The following is a 16,569-nucleotide window of genomic DNA, read 5'->3' on the forward strand; positions in this document are numbered from 1 at the left end:
GATACTGACTGCGGACTGACTTAAGCGCGTGCGGCGGCGAAAGCTTCCCGGGCCGTGGCAGCGACGTTCTCGGCGGTGAAGCCGAACTCCTGGAAGAGGACGTTCGCGTCGGCGGAGGCGCCGAAGTGCTCGAGGGAGACGATGCGTCCGGCGTCGCCGACGTAGCGGTACCAGGTCAGGCCGATGCCGGCCTCGACGGCAACACGGGCCTTGACGGCGGGCGGCAGGACGCTGTCCTTGTAGCTCTGCTCCTGCTCCTCGAACCACTCGACCGACGGCATCGACACGACGCGGGTCGCGACGCCCTCGGACTCCAGCTGCTCGCGCGCGGCGACCGCGAGCTGCACCTCGGAACCGGTGGCGATCAGGATGACGTCCGGGGTCTGCTTCGAGGCCTCGGCGAGGACGTAACCGCCCTTGGCCGCAAGCTCGTTGGCCTCGTAGGTGGGCACGCCCTGCCGGGTCAGCGCCAGGCCGTGCGGGGCCGGCTTGACCGAGCCGCGGCGCAGGATCTCGCGCCAGGCGATCGTGGTCTCGTTGGCGTCGGCCGGGCGGACGACGTTCAGGCCCGGGATGGCGCGCAGCGAGGCGAGGTGCTCGACGGGCTGGTGGGTCGGGCCGTCCTCGCCCAGGCCGATCGAGTCGTGCGTCCACACGTAGGTGACGGGCAGCTGCATGAGGGCCGACATGCGCACGGCGTTGCGCATGTAGTCGGAGAACACGAGGAACGTGCCGCCGTAGATGCGGGTGTTGCCGTGCAGCGCGATGCCGTTCATCTCGGCGGCCATCGAGAACTCGCGGATGCCGAAGTGGACGGTGCGGCCGTACGGGTCGGCCTCGGGCAGCGGGTTGCCGGCAGGAAGGAAGGAGCTGGTCTTGTCGATGGTCGTGTTGTTCGAGCCGGCCAAGTCGGCGGAGCCGCCCCAGAGTTCGGGGATGACCGGGCCGAGGGCCTGGAGCACCTTGCCGGACGCGGCGCGCGTGGCGACCTTGGCGCCGGTCTCGAAGGCGGGCAGCGCCTGCTCCCAGCCCTCGGGGAGGCGTCCGGCCACGATGCGGTCGAGGAGCTCGGAGCGCTCGGGGTTCTGGCCCCGCCACTCGGCGAGCTGCTTGTCCCAGGCGGCGTGCGCCTCGGCGCCGCGGTCCAGGGCCCGGCGGACGTGGGCGAACACGGCGTCCTCGACGATGAAGGACTGCTCGGGGTCGAAGCCGAGGGCGCGCTTGGTGGCGGCGATCTCGTCGGCGCCGAGCGCGGAGCCGTGGGAGGCCTCGGTGTTCTGCGCGTTCGGGGCGGGCCAGGCGATGATCGTGCGCATCGCGATGATCGAGGGGCGCGTCGTCTCGGCCTTGGCGGCGGCGAGGGCCTCGTACAAGGCCAAGACGTCGACGTCGCCGTTCTCCTGCGGGGTGATCCGCTGGACGTGCCAGCCGTACGCCTCGTAGCGCTTGAGGACGTCCTCGGAGAACGCGGTCGCCGTGTCGCCCTCGATGGAGATGTGGTTGTCGTCGTAGACGAAGACCAGGTTGCCGAGCTTCTGGTGCCCGGCCAGCGAGGAGGCCTCGGCGGAGACGCCCTCCTCCAGGTCGCCGTCGGAGACGATCGCCCAGATGGTGTGGTCGAAGGGGCTGGTGCCCTCGGCGGCCTCGGGGTCGAACAGGCCGCGCTCGTAGCGGGCGGCCATCGCCATGCCCACCGCGTTGGCAACTCCCTGTCCCAGCGGGCCCGTTGTGGTCTCGACGCCGGCGGTGTGCCCGTACTCGGGGTGGCCGGGCGTCTTCGACCCCTGCGTGCGGAACGCCTTCAGGTCGTCGAGCTCCAGCTCGTACCCGGCGAGGAAGAGCTGCGTGTACAGGGTGAGGCTGGTGTGGCCGGGCGACAGGACGAAGCGGTCGCGGCCGGTCCACTCCGGGTCGGCCGGGTCGTGGCGCATGGCCTTCTGGAAGATCGTGTACGCGGCGGGGGCCAGGCTCATCGCCGTGCCGGGGTGTCCGTTGCCGACCTGCTGCACGGCATCGGCCGCCAGCAGGCGGGCGGTGTCGACGGCACGCTGGTCGAGTTCGGTCCACTCGAACGGGGCGAGTGCGGTGTCGGGTCGCTGCGTGCTCATCGCTGAGACACTCCTTCGGCGTTTTGCTCGGTCTTTACGGTGGTCCGGTACTGATGCCCGACGCGAACGCCGGGATCCGGGCCCTCGGTCATCGGCCCACCGCCGAAAGGCAGGTGCACCTCGGGCCGAAAGTCCCTGGTCGAACCACCTACGAACTTAAAGGTCATACTTTTGAGGAGGTAGGTGCGCCCGTGCCAGCGTTCGGTGAAAATGGGACACCTGACAGAAGCGAAGTCGGTTTTGGCCAAGGAAAGTGGATGACGGAGCAGGGCGGTGCGCATCCGAGCGCACATCTGGGTGCGCTCCCCGCAGATCGAGCGCACATCCGGACCTACCCCTTCGACCCGAGCGCGAGCGTCTCCGGGGTGGGGATACAGGTCGGCCCGATGGGGACGGAAGGCCCGTGGGCGGGAGGCGTCGGCCTCTCGCGGCGCGTGCACCGCATCGACTTCCACGTCCTGCTGTTCTTCCGCGAGGGCCCGGTCCACCACATGGTCGACTTCACGGAGTACGAGGTCGGGGCGGGCGACATCCTGTGGATCCGCCCGGGTCAGGTGCACGGCTTCTCGTCGACGGAGCGGTACGTGGGCACGGCCCTGACGATGCAGCCCGGGTTCCTGCCGCGCGCGATCGTCGAGGCGACCGGCATGTACCGCTACGACCGGCCGCCGCTGCTCCACCCCGGCGAGGCCGAACTCGGGGCGCTCGACGCCTCGTTGGCACAGCTGAACCGCGAGTACCTGGACACGACGCTGCCGCTGAGCCTGCACACCTCGGTCCTGCGGCACGCGTTGACGGCGTTCATGCTGCGCGTCGCGCACGTCTCCGCGCAGGCGGCGGCGGACGAGTGCAGGCCGCAGCCCGACACGACGTTCACCCGCTTCCGCACCGCGGTCGAGCAGGGCTTCACGACGAACCACAGCGTGAGCGCGTACGCGGACGAACTCGGCTACTCGCGCCGCACGCTGGTCCGTGCCGTGCGGGCGGCGACGGGGCAGACACCGAAGGCGTTCATCGACCACCGGGTGGTCCTGGAGGCGAAGCGGCTGCTCGCCCACACCGAACTGCCGGTGGGCCGGATCGGCGCGGCCGTCGGCTTCGGGGACTCGGCGAACTTCTCGAAGTTCTTCCAGCAGCACGCGGGGGTGACACCGGCGGCGTTCCGGGCCGAGCAGGTCTGATCCGACCGGCCGGTAGGGTCGGGGCCATGGCACGCCCCGCCCCCACCACCTGCCCCTGCGGCCTGCCGCAGCCGTACGAGAGCTGCTGCGGCCGCTACCACTGCGGCACGGCCGCCGCGTCCACCGCCGAGGCCCTGATGCGCTCGCGGTACTGCGCCTTCACCCGGCGCGACGCCGCCTATCTGCTGCGGACCTGGCACCCGGACACGCGCCCGCCGGGCATCGACTTCGCGGACGCCCCCCGGTGGACCGGGCTGGAGATCGTGGAGACGGCCGACGGCTCCGCGTTCCACCAGCACGGCACCGTCACCTTCCGCGCCCACTTCGAGGGCGGCGTGCTGCACGAGCGCAGCCGGTTCGCGCGCCTCGACGGTGCGTGGGTGTACGTCGACGGCGACTTCATCGAGTAGCGCCCGCCAACTCCCCTTGTCCGTACGCCGGTTCAGGGCGCGAGGATGTCCAACTCCTGCAGCGCCCCGACCGTGATCTCCCGCGTGAGCGCCTCCGCGCGCTCCGCGTTGCCCTCCCGCACCGCCTCCGCGACCCGCACGTGCAGGGTGACCGCCGCCGGGTCCGGGTCCTCGAACATCACCTGGTGGTGGGTGCGGCCCGCCAGGACCTCGGCCACCAGGTCGCCGAGGTGGGCGAACATCTCGTTGCCCGACGCGTTCAGGACCACCCGGTGGAACTCGATGTCGTGGACGAGGTACGCCTCCAGCTGCCCGCCGCGCGAGGTGGCGACCATGCCGAGCGCGCACTCGGTGAGCGCCGCGCACTGCTCGGCCGTGGCGTGCCGTGCCGCGAGGCTCGCTGCGATGGGCTCGACCGCCGAGCGCAGGACCGTGAGCGAGCGCAGCTGACGCGGCCGGTCCGCGCCGGCCAGGCGCCAGCGGATGACCCGCGGGTCGTACACGTGCCACTCCCCGGCGGGCCGCACGGTGACGCCGACCCGGCGCCGCGACTCCACCAGGCTCATCGACTCCAGGACGCGGACCGCCTCGCGCATCACGGAGCGGGAGACCTCGTACTCCTTGGCCAGCTCGTCCGTGCGCAACACACTGCCCGCCGGGTACTCACCCGCGGTGATGGCGGGACCGAGGCTGTCCAGTACGCGGGCGTGCAGCCCCCGGTCCTTCGTGGTCATGGGCTCAGCGTACGCGGGAAGCAAAAGTCTGACTTTTAGATCACACCCTCTTGAATTTGTCAGACGTATTGGGTTTCAGTGACGGGACACAGCGATGTCGATGAAGACAGCGAGGCAGTACGCGATGAGCACCCCCCACGTCGTCGTGGTCATGGGCGTGGCAGGCACCGGCAAGACGACGATCGGTCCCCTGCTCGCCGAACGGCTCGGCGTTCCCTACGCCGAGGGCGACGACTTCCACCCCGCGGCCAACATCGCCAAGATGTCGACCGGCACCCCGCTCACGGACGAGGACCGCTGGCCCTGGCTCGATGCCATCGGCGAGTGGGCCCACGGCCGGGCCGGGCTCGGCGGGGTGGTCTCCAGCTCCGCGCTCAAGCGCGTCTACCGCGACCGGCTCCGCGCGGCCGCCCCCGGTCTCGTCTTCGTCCACCTCACCGGCAGCCGTGCCCTCATCGAGGACCGGATGTCCCACCGCGAGGGCCACTTCATGCCCACCGCGCTCCTCGACTCGCAGTTCGCCACGCTCCAGCCGCTCGCGGCGGACGAGGCGGGCGTCGACGTCGACGTGGCGGGCTCCCCGGAGGAGATCTCGGACCGGGCCGCCGCGGCCCTGGCCGCGCTCGACTCCGCCCCCGCACAGCAGTGACCCCGTCCCCCTCCCCGACCACGTACAAGGGATAAGACCGTGACCAGTCTCAGCGTCGAGATGCTGGCAGCGGACACCGTCGAGCCGATCACGTCCGCGGGCCATGCCCAACTCGGGATCGCCGTCCTCGCGGGCATCGCCGTCATCGTCCTGCTCATCACGAAGTTCAAGCTCCACGCCTTCCTGGCGCTCACCATCGGCTCGCTCGCGCTCGGCGCGTTCGCCGGGGCGCCGCTCGACAAGGTGATCACCAGCTTCAGCGGCGGACTCGGCTCGACCGTGGCCGGTGTGGGCGTCCTGATCGCGCTCGGCGCGATCCTCGGCAAGCTGCTCGCCGACTCCGGCGGCGCGGACCAGATCGTCGACACGATCCTCGCCAAGGCCGGGAAGTCCGGCGGCCGGGCGATGCCGTGGGCGATGGTCCTGATCGCCGCCGTGATCGGCCTTCCGCTGTTCTTCGAGGTCGGCATCGTCCTGCTGATCCCGGTCGTCCTGATGGTCGCCAAGCGCGGCAACTACTCGCTGATGCGCATCGGCATCCCGGCCCTCGCCGGCCTGTCGGTCATGCACGGCCTGATCCCGCCGCACCCCGGTCCGCTGGTCGCGATCGACGCGGTCGGCGCCAACCTGGGCATCACGCTCGCCCTCGGCATCCTCGTGGCCATCCCGACGGTGATCATTGCCGGTCCCGTGTTCTCCAAGTACGCCGCCAAGTGGGTCGACGTCCCGGCCCCCGACCGGATGATCCCGGCCCGCGCCACCGACGACCTGGAGAAGCGGCCCAGCTTCGGCGCCGCCGTGGCGACCATCCTGCTGCCGGTCGTCATGATGCTGGCCAAGGCCGTGGTCGACATCGTCGTGGACAACCCGGAGCACACCGTCCAGCGCACCTTCGACGTGATCGGCAACCCGCTGACCGCCCTCCTCGTGGCCGTCATCGTGGCCATGTTCACCCTCGGCCGCCCGGCCGGGTTCACCAAGGGCAAGCTGCAGGAGACCACCGAGAAGTCCCTCGCCCCGATCGCGGGCGTGCTCCTCATCGTCGGCGCGGGCGGCGGCTTCAAGCAGACGCTGATCGACTCCGGCGTCGGCCGGATGGTCCTGGACATCTCCAAGGACTGGAACATCTCCGCGCTGCTGCTCGCCTGGCTGATCGCCGTCGTGATCCGCCTGGCCACCGGCTCGGCGACCGTCGCGACCGTCTCGGCCGCCGGTCTGGTCGCGCCCCTCGCGGCGAACATGTCGGACACGCACACGGCGCTCCTGGTCCTCGCGATCGGCGCGGGCTCGCTGTTCTTCAGCCATGTCAACGACGCCGGGTTCTGGCTGGTCAAGGAGTACTTCGGGCTCAGCGTCGGGCAGACGGTCAAGACCTGGTCGATCATGGAGACGATCATCTCCGTGGTCGCGGGGGCCCTGGTCCTGCTGCTGTCGCTGGTCATCTAGCCCGCCCCCGTACGGAGGTACGTCGATGAGTCACCCCCTGTTCGACATCAGCGGCCGCACCGCCCTCGTCACCGGGTCGAGCCGCGGGATCGGGTTCGCCCTGGCCCGCGGCCTCCTGGAGGCCGGCTGCACGGTCGTCCTCAACGGCCGGGACGCCGAGCAACTGGACAAGGCCGCACGCGAGTTGGGCGGCGCCGTGCACACGGCGGCGTTCGACGTCACCGACGGCGCCGCCGTGGCCGCCGGGATCGCGGACGTCGAAGAGCGGGTCGGCCCGCTCGACATCCTCGTCAACAACGCGGGCATGCAACTGCGGGCCCCGCTCCTGGAGTTCGCCGACGCCGACTGGCACCGGATCCTGGACACCAATCTCACCAGCGCGTTCCTGGTGGCCCGCGAGGCCGCACGGGGCATGGTCGCCCGCGGCCACGGCAAGATCGTCAACATCTGTTCGCTGCAGAGCGAGGTGGTCCGCCCGGGCATCGCCCCGTACGCGGCCACCAAGGGCGCTCTGAAGATGCTCACCAAGGGCATGTGCGCCGACTGGGGCCCGTCGGGCGTCCAGGTCAACGGGCTCGGCCCCGGCTACATCGAGACCGAGCTGACCGAACCCCTCGTCCGCGACGAGGAGTTCAGCGCCTGGGTGCGCCGCCGCACGCCGGCCGGGCGATGGGGCCGCACGGAGGACCTGGTGGGCGGGGTGCTGTTCCTGGCCTCGCCCGCGGCGGACTTCGTCGGCGGCCAGATCCTGTACGTCGACGGCGGCATGACCAGCGTTCTGTGAGAGGGGCTCCCTGATGCTCGGCTGTGTGATCCACGGCGCCGGTGATCTGCGCGTCGACGAACTCCCCTCCCCCGCACCGGACTCCGGGCAGGCCCTGGTCGCCGTCCGGTTCGGCGGGGTGTGCGGGTCCGATCTGCACTACTGGCACCGCGGCGGCGTCGGCGACTTCCGGCTCAAGGAGCCGATGGTGCTCGGCCACGAGGTCGTCGGCACGGTCCTCGCGTACGGGCCCGGGGCCGCGGGGCCCCCGCCGGGCACCCCTGTCGCCGTGCACCCGGCGACGCCGTGCGGCGTCTGCCCCGAGTGCGTGGACGGGCGGCGCAACGTCTGCCGTGACACCCGCTACCTGGGCAGCGCGGCCCGCACGCCGCACGTCCAGGGCGGTTTCGCGGCCGAACTCGTCGTACCCGCCGACCAGTTGAGGGCGCTGCCCGAAGGGCTCCCGCTGGAGCGGGCCGCTCTCGCCGAGCCCCTCTCGGTGGCGCTGCACGCGGTGCGGCGGGCCGGGGACGTCGCCGGGCGGCACGTCCTGGTGACCGGCGCGGGCCCGATCGGCGCGCTCGTCGTCGCCGCGGCGAAGGCGGCCGGCGCGGCCCGGGTGACGGTGACCGATCTGCTGCCCAGGGCCCTGGAGTACGCGGCCGTCGCGGGCGCCGACATCCTCGTACGGGCCGACGATCCGGCCGATCCCGGGTGGCCGGACGAGGTGGACGTGGCGATCGAGGCGTCCGGGGTCGCGGCCGGGCTCGACACCTGTCTGCACCGGGTGCGGCGCGGCGGCACGGTGGTGCAGCTGGGGATGCTGCCGCCGGGGCAGAGCCCGTTCGCCGGGAACCTGGTGGTGAGCCGGGAAATCGAGCTGCGCGGGGCGTTCCGCTTCGACGCGGAGTTCGACGACGCTCTCGAACTGCTCGCCCGCACGCCCGCGCTCGCCGGTCTGGTCAGTGCCGTCGTCCCGGTGGGCGACGCGGTGCGGGCCTTCGAGCTGGCCGCCGACCGTTCGCGGTCCTGCAAGGTCCTGCTGGACTTCGGCACGTAGGTGCGCGCGGCCCTGGAAGCGGGCATCAGCTTCTTCGACACGTCACTGGAGCCATTCTCCGTGCTCGCGCTCGGCCCACTCCCGCCGTACGAATCCGGTGCGCATGCCCCTGCGGGCCTCGGGATCCCCGTACGCCATGCCGATGTGCCCCGCGAGGACGATGCCGAGGGCGAGCGCCAGCCAGTCGTGCACGAAGGTGGAGCCGGTGCGCCAGGCCAGCGGCGCGAGATGCGTGAACCACATGAGCAGTCCGGTGCCGAGCATGACGAGCACGGCACCGGCGAGCCAGGCCGCCCACAGCTTCTGCCCGGCGTTGAACTTGCCCGCCGGGCGGCCCGGTTGACGGCGTAGCACCGCGCGCAGCCACGCCTTGTCGCGCGGGCCGAAGCGGTTGAGCCGGTTCAGGTCCGCGCGGAAGGCACGGGAGGCGAGGCCGAGCAGGAACGGGGCGGGCAGCAGCAGCCCCGACCATTCGTGGACGGTGACGACGAGGGCGCGGCGGCCGACGAGTTCGGCGAGCTGGGGCAGGTAGAGGCAGGCCGCGGTGGCGACGCAGGCACCCATGAGGACGGCCGTGCAGCGGTGCACCCAGCGCTCGGCGGGGGTGAACCTCCGCACGCGGGCCGGGAGTTCAGTCCGTAGGCTCATCGCCGCGTCCGTTCGACCTGCCGACCCAGGCGTCGACGTCGTAGCCCCGGTCCTCCCAATAGCCGGGCCGTACCCGGTCGGTGACGGTGATTCCGGAGAGCCACTTGGCCGACTTGTAGAAGTACATGGGTGCCACGTAGAGGCGTACGGGTCCGCCGTGCGCGTGCACCAGGTCCTTGTCCTGCATGCGCAGGGCCACCAACACGTCCGCGCGGCGCGCCTGTTGGAGCGTGAGGCTCTCGCTGTACGTTCCGTCGAAGCAAGTCAGGCGCACGGCCCTGGCGGTCGGGCGCACTCCCGCGGCGTCCAGGATCCGCGAGAGCCGTACGCCTTCGAAGGGGGTGCCGGGGACGCGCCAGCCCGTGACGCACTGCACGTCGCGGACGAGGCGGGTCTGGGGCAGAGCCCGTAGTTCGGGGAGCGTGTAGGTGGCGGGGCGGGCCACGAGGCCGTCGACGGTGAGGCGGTAGGTCTCGGCGCTCTTGTGGGGGACGGAGGCGGCGACGGAGTAGTAACGGAAGCCGCCGCCGTTGGGGAGCAGGCCCGTCAGGCCGGTGGGGTCCTTCTGGGCGACGCCCTCGAAGGCGTGGCTGAGGGGGTTGGCCGCGGCCACGCCGAGCGCCCCCGCGCCGAGCATGCCCAGGATCAGGCGGCGCCCCAGCGGGGCGCCGCCTTCTTTGGCCGGGCCTGGGCCCGGGTGCGCGTTCATGGTTCGAATCTGGCACCCCGGGGTGGGGTTGGCCAGGGTCCGCCTGGGGCCGTCACCGTTTCGTCAGGGTCCGCATCCGGCGACGGGTGGGGCGGGGTCGGCTCAGCCGGCCTTCTTCTCCAGCTGGAACGCCTCGTTGCCCAGGCCGATCCGCGCGTGGGCCCGGGGGTTCCGCTTGCGCAGGACCAGGCTGTACGCGATGCCGCCGACCGCGGCCAGGGCGATGATGCCGGGCAGGAGCCAGTTCAGCGAGGAGTCGGGGCCCGAGCCGACCAGGACGTCGAAGTCCTTGATGGTGTAGCCCGCGATGACCAGCAGGGCGATCGCCGCGAGGCCGGAGGCGACGAGGCGCCAGGCCTGGGCGCCCGCCGCGCCGCGCTTGGCGAAGAAGGCGATGACGGCGATGGAGGCCGTGGCCATCAGGAGGATGACGCCGAGGGCGCCCACGTTGCCGCCCCAGGTGAACAGGTGGAGGACCGGCGCCGTGGGGTCGCCGGCCGGGCCGTCGTCGGCGAGCGCGAACGCGGCGACCACGACCAGGGAGATCACCGACTGCAGGACCGAGCCGGTGCCGGGCGCTCCGCTGCCGCTGTTGGTGCGGCCGAACCGGGCCGGGAGCAGTCCCTCGCGGCCCATCGCGAACGCGTACCGCGCCACCACGTTGTGGAAGCTGAGCAGCGCCGCGAACATGCCGGTGACGAAGAAGATCTGGACGATGTCCGTGAAGGTGGAGCCGAGCCGGTCCCCGGTCAGGCCGAACAGCAGGCCCGCCGACTGCTTCTGGGCCTCGCCCACGATGGCCGAGGGGCCGGTCGCGACCGTCAGGGCCCAGGAGCTGAGCGCGAAGAAGACGGCGACGCCGCCGACGGCCAGGAACATCACGCGGGGCACCAGGATGTGCGGGCGGCTGGTCTCCTCCGCGTACACGGGCGCCTGCTCGAAGCCGGTGAACGCGGCGATGCAGAAGCACAGGGCGGTGCCGAGGCCCGCGCCGGAGAGGGTGTCCGGGTTGAAGGCGTGCAGGGAGACGCCCTGGCTGCCCGGGTCGCCGATCGCGGCGATGTCGAAGACGACCACGGCGGCGACCTCGATGAGCAGGAGCGCGCCGAGCACCTTGGCGTTGACGTCGATCTTGAGGAGGGCGAGCACGCCGACCGCGACGACGGCGATCAACGCCGGGATCCACCAGGCGAGTTCGAGGTCGAGGTACTGCTGGGCGAGCGCCGAGACCTCGAAGCCGAACATGCCGTAGATGCCGACCTGGAGGGCGCTGTAGGCGACGAGCGCGACGAGGGCCGCGGCGGCGCCGGTCGTCGGGCCGAGACCGCGGGATATGTACGCGTAGAAGGCGCCCGCGTTGTGCACGTGGCGGCTCATCTCCGCGTAGCCGACGCTGAAGAGGGTCAGCACGACGCCGAGGATGAGGAAGAGCAGCGGCTGTCCGACGACGCCCATCACCGCGAACGTCGTCGGCATGACACCGGCCACCACCATCAGCGGGCCGGTCGCGGCGAGCACGGACAGCAGCAGGCCTGCCGTGCCGAGGCGGCCCGCGCGCAGCGCGCTCTCCTCGCCGAGATAGGTGCTGATGCCCGGTTCGGCGACCGCGGCTCTGCCGCTGCTCGTGCTCGAACTGCCCGTCGTCATGGCGGGGTTGTCCTTCCGGTGTGGGTTGCTGCTGACCGTTCGTTCGTCTACGCCGAGCCGAGCGCGGCGGTGCGCGCGGCCCGGAAGGCTTCGTGCGGGTCCCGGTCCGGGTAGGACCAGGGCGCCGGGGTGACGTGCGGGCCGATGCGGTGGAACAGGGCGGCCGCCTCGGCCGGGCGGCCCTCGCAGTACTTGGCGTGGGCGAGGAAGTTGAGGTCGATGCGGCCGCGCGGGTGCGCGAACCCGGCCCGGTCGTGCGGGTCGCCCCACTCCAGCCACCAGTCGAACGCGGCCTTCATGACGAGGCGGGCGCGCCGCCCCGTCCAGTGCCCGGAGGCCTTCGGGTCGTCGGGCTCGCTGCCGGCCCGGGCCAGGACGCGGTAGCGCTCGGCGTGCGCGACGACCGGCAGGACCGCGAGCGGCGAGTCGGGCGGCGCCTGTTCGGCCGCCCAGGCCGCGAAGTCGTACACCTCGTGCAGCGGGTCCTGACCCGCGAGGGCGCGCCGCTCGGCGAGCCGCGCCACCATCAGGTGGTGGGCGTGGTGGTGCACGGGGTGCCGGTGCCGCACCTCGTCGAAGAGGCGTACGACGTCCTCCTCGCGCCCCAACTCCCGCTCCAGGAACAGCAGTCCGAGCCAGGGCGTCGGGTCGTGCGGCACCAGGGCGGTGGCGTCGAGGCAGGCGTCGCGCGCCTTGTCGGCGCGGGTCTTGCCGGTGACGGCGCGGTACACGGTGGCGCAGGCGAGGAGCACGGCCGCGTCGGTGGACTCGGGTTCGGCGAGGCTCCAGTCGCGGGTCCAGGCGGCCGCGGTGGCCTCCTGCGCGAGCCCCATGATCCGGTGGCCGCGGCGGTCCCAGTCGTCACCGGTGGCGGCGAGCAGGGCGCGGGCCTCGGTCCAGCGGCCCTGGGCGAGTGCGGTGCGCGCGGTGACGAGTTCGGCGTCGTCGAGCGCGGGGTCACCGAAGTGCGCGGAGTGCGCGCCCTTCTTGCGGGGGCGCCCGAGCGGAGGCGGGGGTGGAGACACCGCGACGGTTCCTCTACGACTGTTCAGATGGGTGTCGACGTGCAGAGGGCATCGACGCGACGTTGCGCGGGCCCGGGGGGGTGCGAATGATCACGCACAGCAAACCGGTAGGGAGGGCTCCGCGTCAAGGGTGATCGGGTGACGGGCTTCACCGACCGGTGGATCAACTGCTGGCGGAATGTGATGAGTTCGGCGTGTGTCGCGCCTCTCGTCCCGGGCACTCGGGGAGCAGTTGACGCTGTGGGGCGCTATCGTCGGCAGATACCCACCCCTGCCCGTCCAGCAGCTGTCCGAGGTGCGCAGCGTGTCGGTTCTCGTACTCGTCCTCTCCGTGAGCGCGGCGTTCTGTCTGGGTGCCGGATTCGTCCTCCAGCAGAGCGCGGCACGGCACGCCCCGCTCGGTGACTTCCTCTCGCCGCGGCTGCTGCTCGACCTGATCCGGGTGCCGCAGTGGCTCGCCGGGATAGGGCTGATGGTGTGCGGCATGGTGCTCGGTGCGATCGCCCTCGGCCGCGGCGAGGTGACGCTGGTCGAGCCCCTGCTCGCCACCAACCTCCTGTTCGCGCTCGTCCTTTCGCGCCGCCGGACCAGACAACCGCTGGGCCGGCAGGGCTGGGCGGGGCTGCTGCTGCTCGCGGGCGGCGTGACGGCGTTCATCGTGGCCGGGCAGCCGCACGGCGGCACCGCGGTCGCCGATCCGCTGCGGCACTGGCTGATCGTCGGCGTGATGGTCGGCGGGGCCCTGTTCCTCGCGGCCCTCGCCAAGCGCTCGCGGCTCAGCGCGGGGCCGGTCCTGCTCGCCGTCGCGGCCGGGCTGCTGTACGGGGTGCAGGACGCGCTGACCCGGGTCAGCGGTCAGCGGCTGTCCTCCGGCGGCTGGACGGCCCTGTTCACCGGGTGGCAGCCGTACGCGGTGCTCGCGCTCGGGGTGACGGGCCTGGTCCTCGTGCAGAGCGCGTTCGAGACGGCACCGCTGCGGATGTCCCTGCCCGCGCTCACCGCCGCGCAGCCGTTGGCGGGGATCGTGTGCGGGGTGGGTTTCCTCGGGGACCGCTTGCGGATGGACACGGGGGCCTTGGCCTGGGAGGCGGCTGGGCTGGCCGGGATCGTGGTGGGGGTGATCCTGCTGGGGTTGCATCCTGCGATGCCGGGCGCAAATCAAGCCCCGCCCTTGGACGAGAGGCAGCGGGGTCCGGGGCAGAGCCCCGGTGGCTCAGCGCCGTTGCCGGTTGCCCCTTCGTCGCCGAGTGGCTCGTAGATCGTGGTTGCTCGCGCCCCGCGGCGGAGCCGCTCATGACACAGCCCCGCGCCCCTGGCCGGGTTAGCCTCCCCCGCATGAATCCCGCTGAGGAAATCCTCGACATCGTCGACGAGCACGACCACGTCATCGGGCAGGCCCCGCGCGGCCGGGCGTACCGGGAGAACCTGCGGCACCGGTGCGCGTTCATCCTGGCCCGCGACCCGGAGGGCAACGTGTTCGTGCACCGCCGCACCCGCACGAAGCTCGTCTTCCCCGGCCGTTACGACATGTTCGTCGGCGGAGTCGTCGGCGCCGGCGAGACGTACGACGAGGCCGCCCTGCGCGAGGCCGAGGAGGAGCTCGGGGTGAGCGGACTGCCGCAGCCCACCCCGCTGTTCACGTTCCTGTACGAGGGCCCCACCGGGAACTCCTGGTGGTCGTACGTCTACGAAGTCACCTGCGCGCCGCCCGTGCAGCCGCAGGTCGAGGAGATCGACTGGCACGGGTTCCTGAGCCCGGACGAGTTGGATCGGCGGATCGCGGACGGGGAGTGGGAGTGGACGCCGGACGGGCTGATGGCGTACGAACGCTGGAAGGCCCACGGGTAGTGTCCTGCGGGTGATCGAATTCGTGCGCAACGTCCGGCTCTGGTTCGCCCCGGAGCGGATCAGGGACGAGGGCGACACGCCCGACTACCGCTTCTCGCTGGCCAACGAGCGGACCTTCCTGGCCTGGCTGCGCACCGCGCTCGCGCTGATCGGCGGCGGCTTCGCCGTGGACCAGTTCCTGCCGGACCTGCGCTACGCCTGGCGGGTCGGCCTCGCGCTCGCGCTGCTCGGCGCGGGCGCGCTCTGCTCGCTGCGGGCGGTGAGCCACTGGGTGCGCTGCGAGCGGGCGATGCGGCGCGGCGAGGACCTGCCGGTGTCGAAGTTCCCCGCGCTGCTGGGCGTGGTCGTCGCCCTGGTCGCCGTCGCGATGGTGTTCGTGGTGATCGTGGGCTGGGAGGGGTGAGCGGGGTGAGCGAGGCCGTGCGCGATCCGGGCCTGCAGCCCGCGCGGACCCGACTGGCGTGGCGGCGCACGACGTTGTCGTGCACGGTGGCGGCGCTGCTCGCGGTGAAGACGGCCCTGCACGGCGGGACCGGGCCGCTGAGCGTCGTGGCCGCGGCGCTCTGCCTGGGGGTGTGGCTGGGCTTCCTGCGCGTCGCGCACCGCAGGATCACCGGGCTCGCCCTGAACGAGGCGGCGCCGCCGCTGATGTCCCGTCGGGGCGCGGCGACGGCGGCGCTGTGCACGGTCGCGCTCGCGGTGTTCGCCGCGGCGCTGGTGGCGTGACCCGCCCCCCGAGCCGGACACAACGGGGCGATTGCGACATCACGGGCTAGCCTGAGAACGTCACCCCCGCACATCACCGAAGGTGAGCGCACCATGACCACCCTCCACCAGGAACACCCCGTCCACGAGCACGCGCACGGCCCGGCCTGCGGCCACGAGGCGGTGCAGCACGGCGACCACGTCGACTACGCGCACGACGGGCACCTGCACGCCGAGCACGACGGCCACTGGGACGAGTGCGAGCCCGGCGGGCACGTCGCGCACGAGGGGCACGAGCACCGGCACGGCGCGGACTGCGGGCACACGGCGGTCGCGCACGGGGACCACGTCGACTACGTCCACGACGGCCACCGCCACGCGGAGCACGAGGGCCACTGGGACGACCACTGACGTACGACCGATGACGCGCAGGGCCCGGCGGCCGACGCCGGGCCCTTTCGTTTGCCCGCACGGCGAGGCACCGTAGGCACCGTAAGAACGATCACGTTTCCTGAGAGCCACTGGACGACATACCGACTGGTCGGCATGATGAGTCCCGTCATTCACTTTGACCGTGCGGAGGACCACGATGAGTCACCCCCGAGGCCTCGACCTCGACCAGCTGCGCGCCCACCTCGACCGTGAGCGCCCCGGCCTGGTCGGCGGTCCGCTGTCCGGACGGCTCATCGAGGGCGGCCGGTCCAATCTGACGTACGAGGTGACGGACGGGGCCACGAAGTGGGTCGTCCGGCGGCCGCCCCTCGGACACGTCCTGGCCACCGCGCACGACATGAAGCGCGAGCACCGGGTCATCGACGCGCTGCACGCGACGGACGTGCCGGTGCCCGAGCCGCTGCTGCTGTGCGAGGACGAGGACGTGCTCGGGGCTCCGTTCTACGTCATGGAGTTCGTGGACGGGACGCCGTACAGGACCGCGGCCGAGCTCGCGCCGATCGGCGCCGAGCGGACCCGCGCCACCGTGCTCGGGCTCGTCGACACCCTGGTGGACCTGCACGCCGTGGACCCCGCCGGGGTCGGGCTCGCGGACTTCGGGCGGCCCGAGGGCTTCCTCGACCGGCAGTTGCGCCGCTGGGGCAAGCAGCTCGACGCGTCCCGCAACCGGGAGCTCGCCGGCATCGACGAGCTGCACGCCGCCCTCGGCCGCTCCCTGCCCGACTCGCCCGCGGCGACGATCGTGCACGGCGACTACCGCCTCGACAACGTCCTGGTGCGCTGGGACGAAAAGGACGGCGTCGGCGTCGACCGCATCAAGGCGATCCTCGACTGGGAGATGTCCACGCTCGGCGATCCGCTCACCGACCTCGGCCTGCTCGTGATGTACAGCGAGCCGCTCGACCTGACCGAGTCCCCCGTCTCCACGACCGCTTCGGCGGCAGGGCATCCGGATCCGGCCGAGCTGATCGAGCGGTACGCGGCGCGTTCGGGCCGCGACGTCTCCGCGGTCTCCTGGTACACGGCGTTCGCCTGGTTCAAGCTCGCCGTGATCCTCGAGGGCATCCACTACCGCTACACGCTCGGCCAGACGGTCGGCGCCGGATTCGACCGGATCGGCGAACTGGTCCCGGTCTTCATCGAGCACGGCCGCACCACTCTTCAGGAAGGCTGATCCCCTCTC

The 16,569-nt window shown here is 72.0% G+C and carries 18 protein-coding genes; 12 read left to right on the forward strand and 6 right to left on the reverse strand.

The window, feature by feature from the left end:
• Positions 1-20 precede the first annotated feature (20 nt).
• Positions 21-2,108 carry a transketolase gene (tkt, locus tag ACIBUY_RS31880; RefSeq protein WP_399154444.1) on the reverse strand — a complete coding sequence of 696 codons (2,088 nt, stop codon included), beginning with the start codon at positions 2,106-2,108 and terminating at the stop codon, positions 21-23.
• A 257-nt stretch (positions 2,109-2,365) separates the two neighbouring features.
• Here tkt and ACIBUY_RS31885 point away from each other — a divergent pair, with 257 nt between their 5' ends.
• Positions 2,366-3,289 (forward strand): helix-turn-helix domain-containing protein, encoded by a 924-nt coding sequence (locus tag ACIBUY_RS31885; protein ID WP_399154445.1) that lies wholly within the window; start codon positions 2,366-2,368, stop codon positions 3,287-3,289.
• A 26-nt stretch (positions 3,290-3,315) separates the two neighbouring features.
• Entirely contained in the window at positions 3,316-3,699 is a 384-nt protein-coding gene (locus ACIBUY_RS31890) for a YchJ family protein (RefSeq protein ID WP_399154446.1), read from the forward strand.
• Between the two features lie 32 nt (positions 3,700-3,731).
• Here ACIBUY_RS31890 and ACIBUY_RS31895 read toward each other — a convergent pair whose 3' ends face one another.
• Positions 3,732-4,433: an FCD domain-containing protein gene (locus tag ACIBUY_RS31895; protein ID WP_365576066.1), complete on the reverse strand. Its 702-nt coding sequence runs from the start codon at positions 4,431-4,433 to the stop codon at positions 3,732-3,734.
• A gap of 124 nt (positions 4,434-4,557) precedes the next feature.
• On the opposite strand from ACIBUY_RS31895, the gene ACIBUY_RS31900 reads away from it, so the two are divergent.
• From ACIBUY_RS31900 to ACIBUY_RS31915, 4 genes are read left to right on the forward strand one after another with little or no spacing between them, the layout of a single operon-like run.
• Positions 4,558-5,082, forward strand: coding sequence for a gluconokinase (locus ACIBUY_RS31900; protein ID WP_399154447.1), 525 nt, complete (start codon positions 4,558-4,560; stop codon positions 5,080-5,082).
• Positions 5,083-5,121: 39 nt separating this feature from the next.
• On the forward strand, positions 5,122-6,528 hold the full coding sequence (locus tag ACIBUY_RS31905; RefSeq protein ID WP_399154448.1) for a gluconate:H+ symporter: 1,407 nt from the start codon (positions 5,122-5,124) through the stop codon (positions 6,526-6,528).
• Positions 6,529-6,553: 25 nt separating this feature from the next.
• The gene (locus ACIBUY_RS31910; RefSeq protein ID WP_365576060.1) at positions 6,554-7,312 is read left to right on the forward strand and encodes an SDR family oxidoreductase; all 759 of its coding nucleotides are present in this window, start codon (positions 6,554-6,556) and stop codon (positions 7,310-7,312) included.
• Between the two features lie 13 nt (positions 7,313-7,325).
• A complete protein-coding gene (locus ACIBUY_RS31915; protein ID WP_399154449.1) occupies positions 7,326-8,351 on the forward strand; it encodes an L-idonate 5-dehydrogenase in 1,026 nt (341 codons plus the stop codon).
• Between the two features lie 42 nt (positions 8,352-8,393).
• Here ACIBUY_RS31915 and ACIBUY_RS31920 read toward each other — a convergent pair whose 3' ends face one another.
• The 4 genes from ACIBUY_RS31920 to ACIBUY_RS31935 form a co-directional block, all read right to left on the reverse strand.
• Complete coding sequence (locus ACIBUY_RS31920) at positions 8,394-8,999, reverse strand: cytochrome b/b6 domain-containing protein (protein ID WP_365576057.1); 606 nt, start codon at positions 8,997-8,999, stop codon at positions 8,394-8,396.
• Positions 8,983-9,708 carry a molybdopterin-dependent oxidoreductase gene (locus tag ACIBUY_RS31925; protein WP_365576055.1) on the reverse strand — a complete coding sequence of 242 codons (726 nt, stop codon included), beginning with the start codon at positions 9,706-9,708 and terminating at the stop codon, positions 8,983-8,985. The genes ACIBUY_RS31920 and ACIBUY_RS31925 overlap by 17 nt, the downstream gene beginning before the upstream one ends.
• A gap of 102 nt (positions 9,709-9,810) precedes the next feature.
• A complete protein-coding gene (locus ACIBUY_RS31930; RefSeq protein ID WP_399154450.1) occupies positions 9,811-11,355 on the reverse strand; it encodes an APC family permease in 1,545 nt (514 codons plus the stop codon).
• 47 nt (positions 11,356-11,402) lie between these two features.
• Entirely contained in the window at positions 11,403-12,380 is a 978-nt protein-coding gene (locus tag ACIBUY_RS31935) for a hypothetical protein (protein WP_366078400.1), read from the reverse strand.
• Positions 12,381-12,684: 304 nt separating this feature from the next.
• Between ACIBUY_RS31935 and ACIBUY_RS31940 the strand changes: the two genes are divergently transcribed.
• The 6 genes from ACIBUY_RS31940 to ACIBUY_RS31965 all read left to right on the forward strand — a co-directional run bounded on the left by ACIBUY_RS31940 (position 12,685) and on the right by ACIBUY_RS31965 (position 16,560).
• Complete coding sequence (locus ACIBUY_RS31940; protein ID WP_399154451.1) at positions 12,685-13,638, forward strand: DMT family transporter; 954 nt, start codon at positions 12,685-12,687, stop codon at positions 13,636-13,638.
• Positions 13,639-13,715: 77 nt separating this feature from the next.
• Positions 13,716-14,228 carry an NUDIX hydrolase gene (locus tag ACIBUY_RS31945; RefSeq protein ID WP_399154452.1) on the forward strand — a complete coding sequence of 171 codons (513 nt, stop codon included), beginning with the start codon at positions 13,716-13,718 and terminating at the stop codon, positions 14,226-14,228.
• Positions 14,229-14,238: 10 nt separating this feature from the next.
• Complete coding sequence (locus tag ACIBUY_RS31950; RefSeq protein WP_399154453.1) at positions 14,239-14,631, forward strand: YidH family protein; 393 nt, start codon at positions 14,239-14,241, stop codon at positions 14,629-14,631.
• Positions 14,628-14,954 carry a DUF202 domain-containing protein gene (locus ACIBUY_RS31955; protein WP_399154454.1) on the forward strand — a complete coding sequence of 109 codons (327 nt, stop codon included), beginning with the start codon at positions 14,628-14,630 and terminating at the stop codon, positions 14,952-14,954. The genes ACIBUY_RS31950 and ACIBUY_RS31955 overlap by 4 nt, the downstream gene beginning before the upstream one ends.
• A 93-nt stretch (positions 14,955-15,047) precedes the next feature.
• Positions 15,048-15,344, forward strand: a complete 297-nt coding sequence (locus ACIBUY_RS31960) for a hypothetical protein (protein WP_365567158.1) — start codon at positions 15,048-15,050, stop codon at positions 15,342-15,344.
• A gap of 178 nt (positions 15,345-15,522) precedes the next feature.
• Positions 15,523-16,560, forward strand: a complete 1,038-nt coding sequence (locus ACIBUY_RS31965) for a phosphotransferase family protein (RefSeq protein ID WP_365567157.1) — start codon at positions 15,523-15,525, stop codon at positions 16,558-16,560.
• Positions 16,561-16,569 lie beyond the last annotated feature (9 nt).

This window comes from Streptomyces sp. NPDC050085 (genome assembly GCF_044460595.1).
GTDB lineage: Bacteria > Actinomycetota > Actinomycetes > Streptomycetales > Streptomycetaceae > Streptomyces.

What these genes read in the sequence shown, in the direction of transcription:
- tkt (WP_399154444.1), bottom strand. Translation starts at nt 2,108, where the DNA reads ATGAGCACGCAGCGACCCGACACCGCACTCGCCCCGTTCGAGTGGACC.
- ACIBUY_RS31885 (WP_399154445.1), top strand. Translation starts at nt 2,366, where the DNA reads ATGACGGAGCAGGGCGGTGCGCATCCGAGCGCACATCTGGGTGCGCTC.
- ACIBUY_RS31890 (WP_399154446.1), top strand. Translation starts at nt 3,316, where the DNA reads ATGGCACGCCCCGCCCCCACCACCTGCCCCTGCGGCCTGCCGCAGCCG.
- ACIBUY_RS31895 (WP_365576066.1), bottom strand. Translation starts at nt 4,433, where the DNA reads ATGACCACGAAGGACCGGGGGCTGCACGCCCGCGTACTGGACAGCCTC.
- ACIBUY_RS31900 (WP_399154447.1), top strand. Translation starts at nt 4,558, where the DNA reads ATGAGCACCCCCCACGTCGTCGTGGTCATGGGCGTGGCAGGCACCGGC.
- ACIBUY_RS31910 (WP_365576060.1), top strand. Translation starts at nt 6,554, where the DNA reads ATGAGTCACCCCCTGTTCGACATCAGCGGCCGCACCGCCCTCGTCACC.
- ACIBUY_RS31915 (WP_399154449.1), top strand. Translation starts at nt 7,326, where the DNA reads ATGCTCGGCTGTGTGATCCACGGCGCCGGTGATCTGCGCGTCGACGAA.
- ACIBUY_RS31920 (WP_365576057.1), bottom strand. Translation starts at nt 8,999, where the DNA reads ATGAGCCTACGGACTGAACTCCCGGCCCGCGTGCGGAGGTTCACCCCC.
- ACIBUY_RS31925 (WP_365576055.1), bottom strand. Translation starts at nt 9,708, where the DNA reads ATGAACGCGCACCCGGGCCCAGGCCCGGCCAAAGAAGGCGGCGCCCCG.
- ACIBUY_RS31930 (WP_399154450.1), bottom strand. Translation starts at nt 11,355, where the DNA reads ATGACGACGGGCAGTTCGAGCACGAGCAGCGGCAGAGCCGCGGTCGCC.
- ACIBUY_RS31945 (WP_399154452.1), top strand. Translation starts at nt 13,716, where the DNA reads ATGAATCCCGCTGAGGAAATCCTCGACATCGTCGACGAGCACGACCAC.
- ACIBUY_RS31960 (WP_365567158.1), top strand. Translation starts at nt 15,048, where the DNA reads ATGACCACCCTCCACCAGGAACACCCCGTCCACGAGCACGCGCACGGC.
- ACIBUY_RS31965 (WP_365567157.1), top strand. Translation starts at nt 15,523, where the DNA reads ATGAGTCACCCCCGAGGCCTCGACCTCGACCAGCTGCGCGCCCACCTC.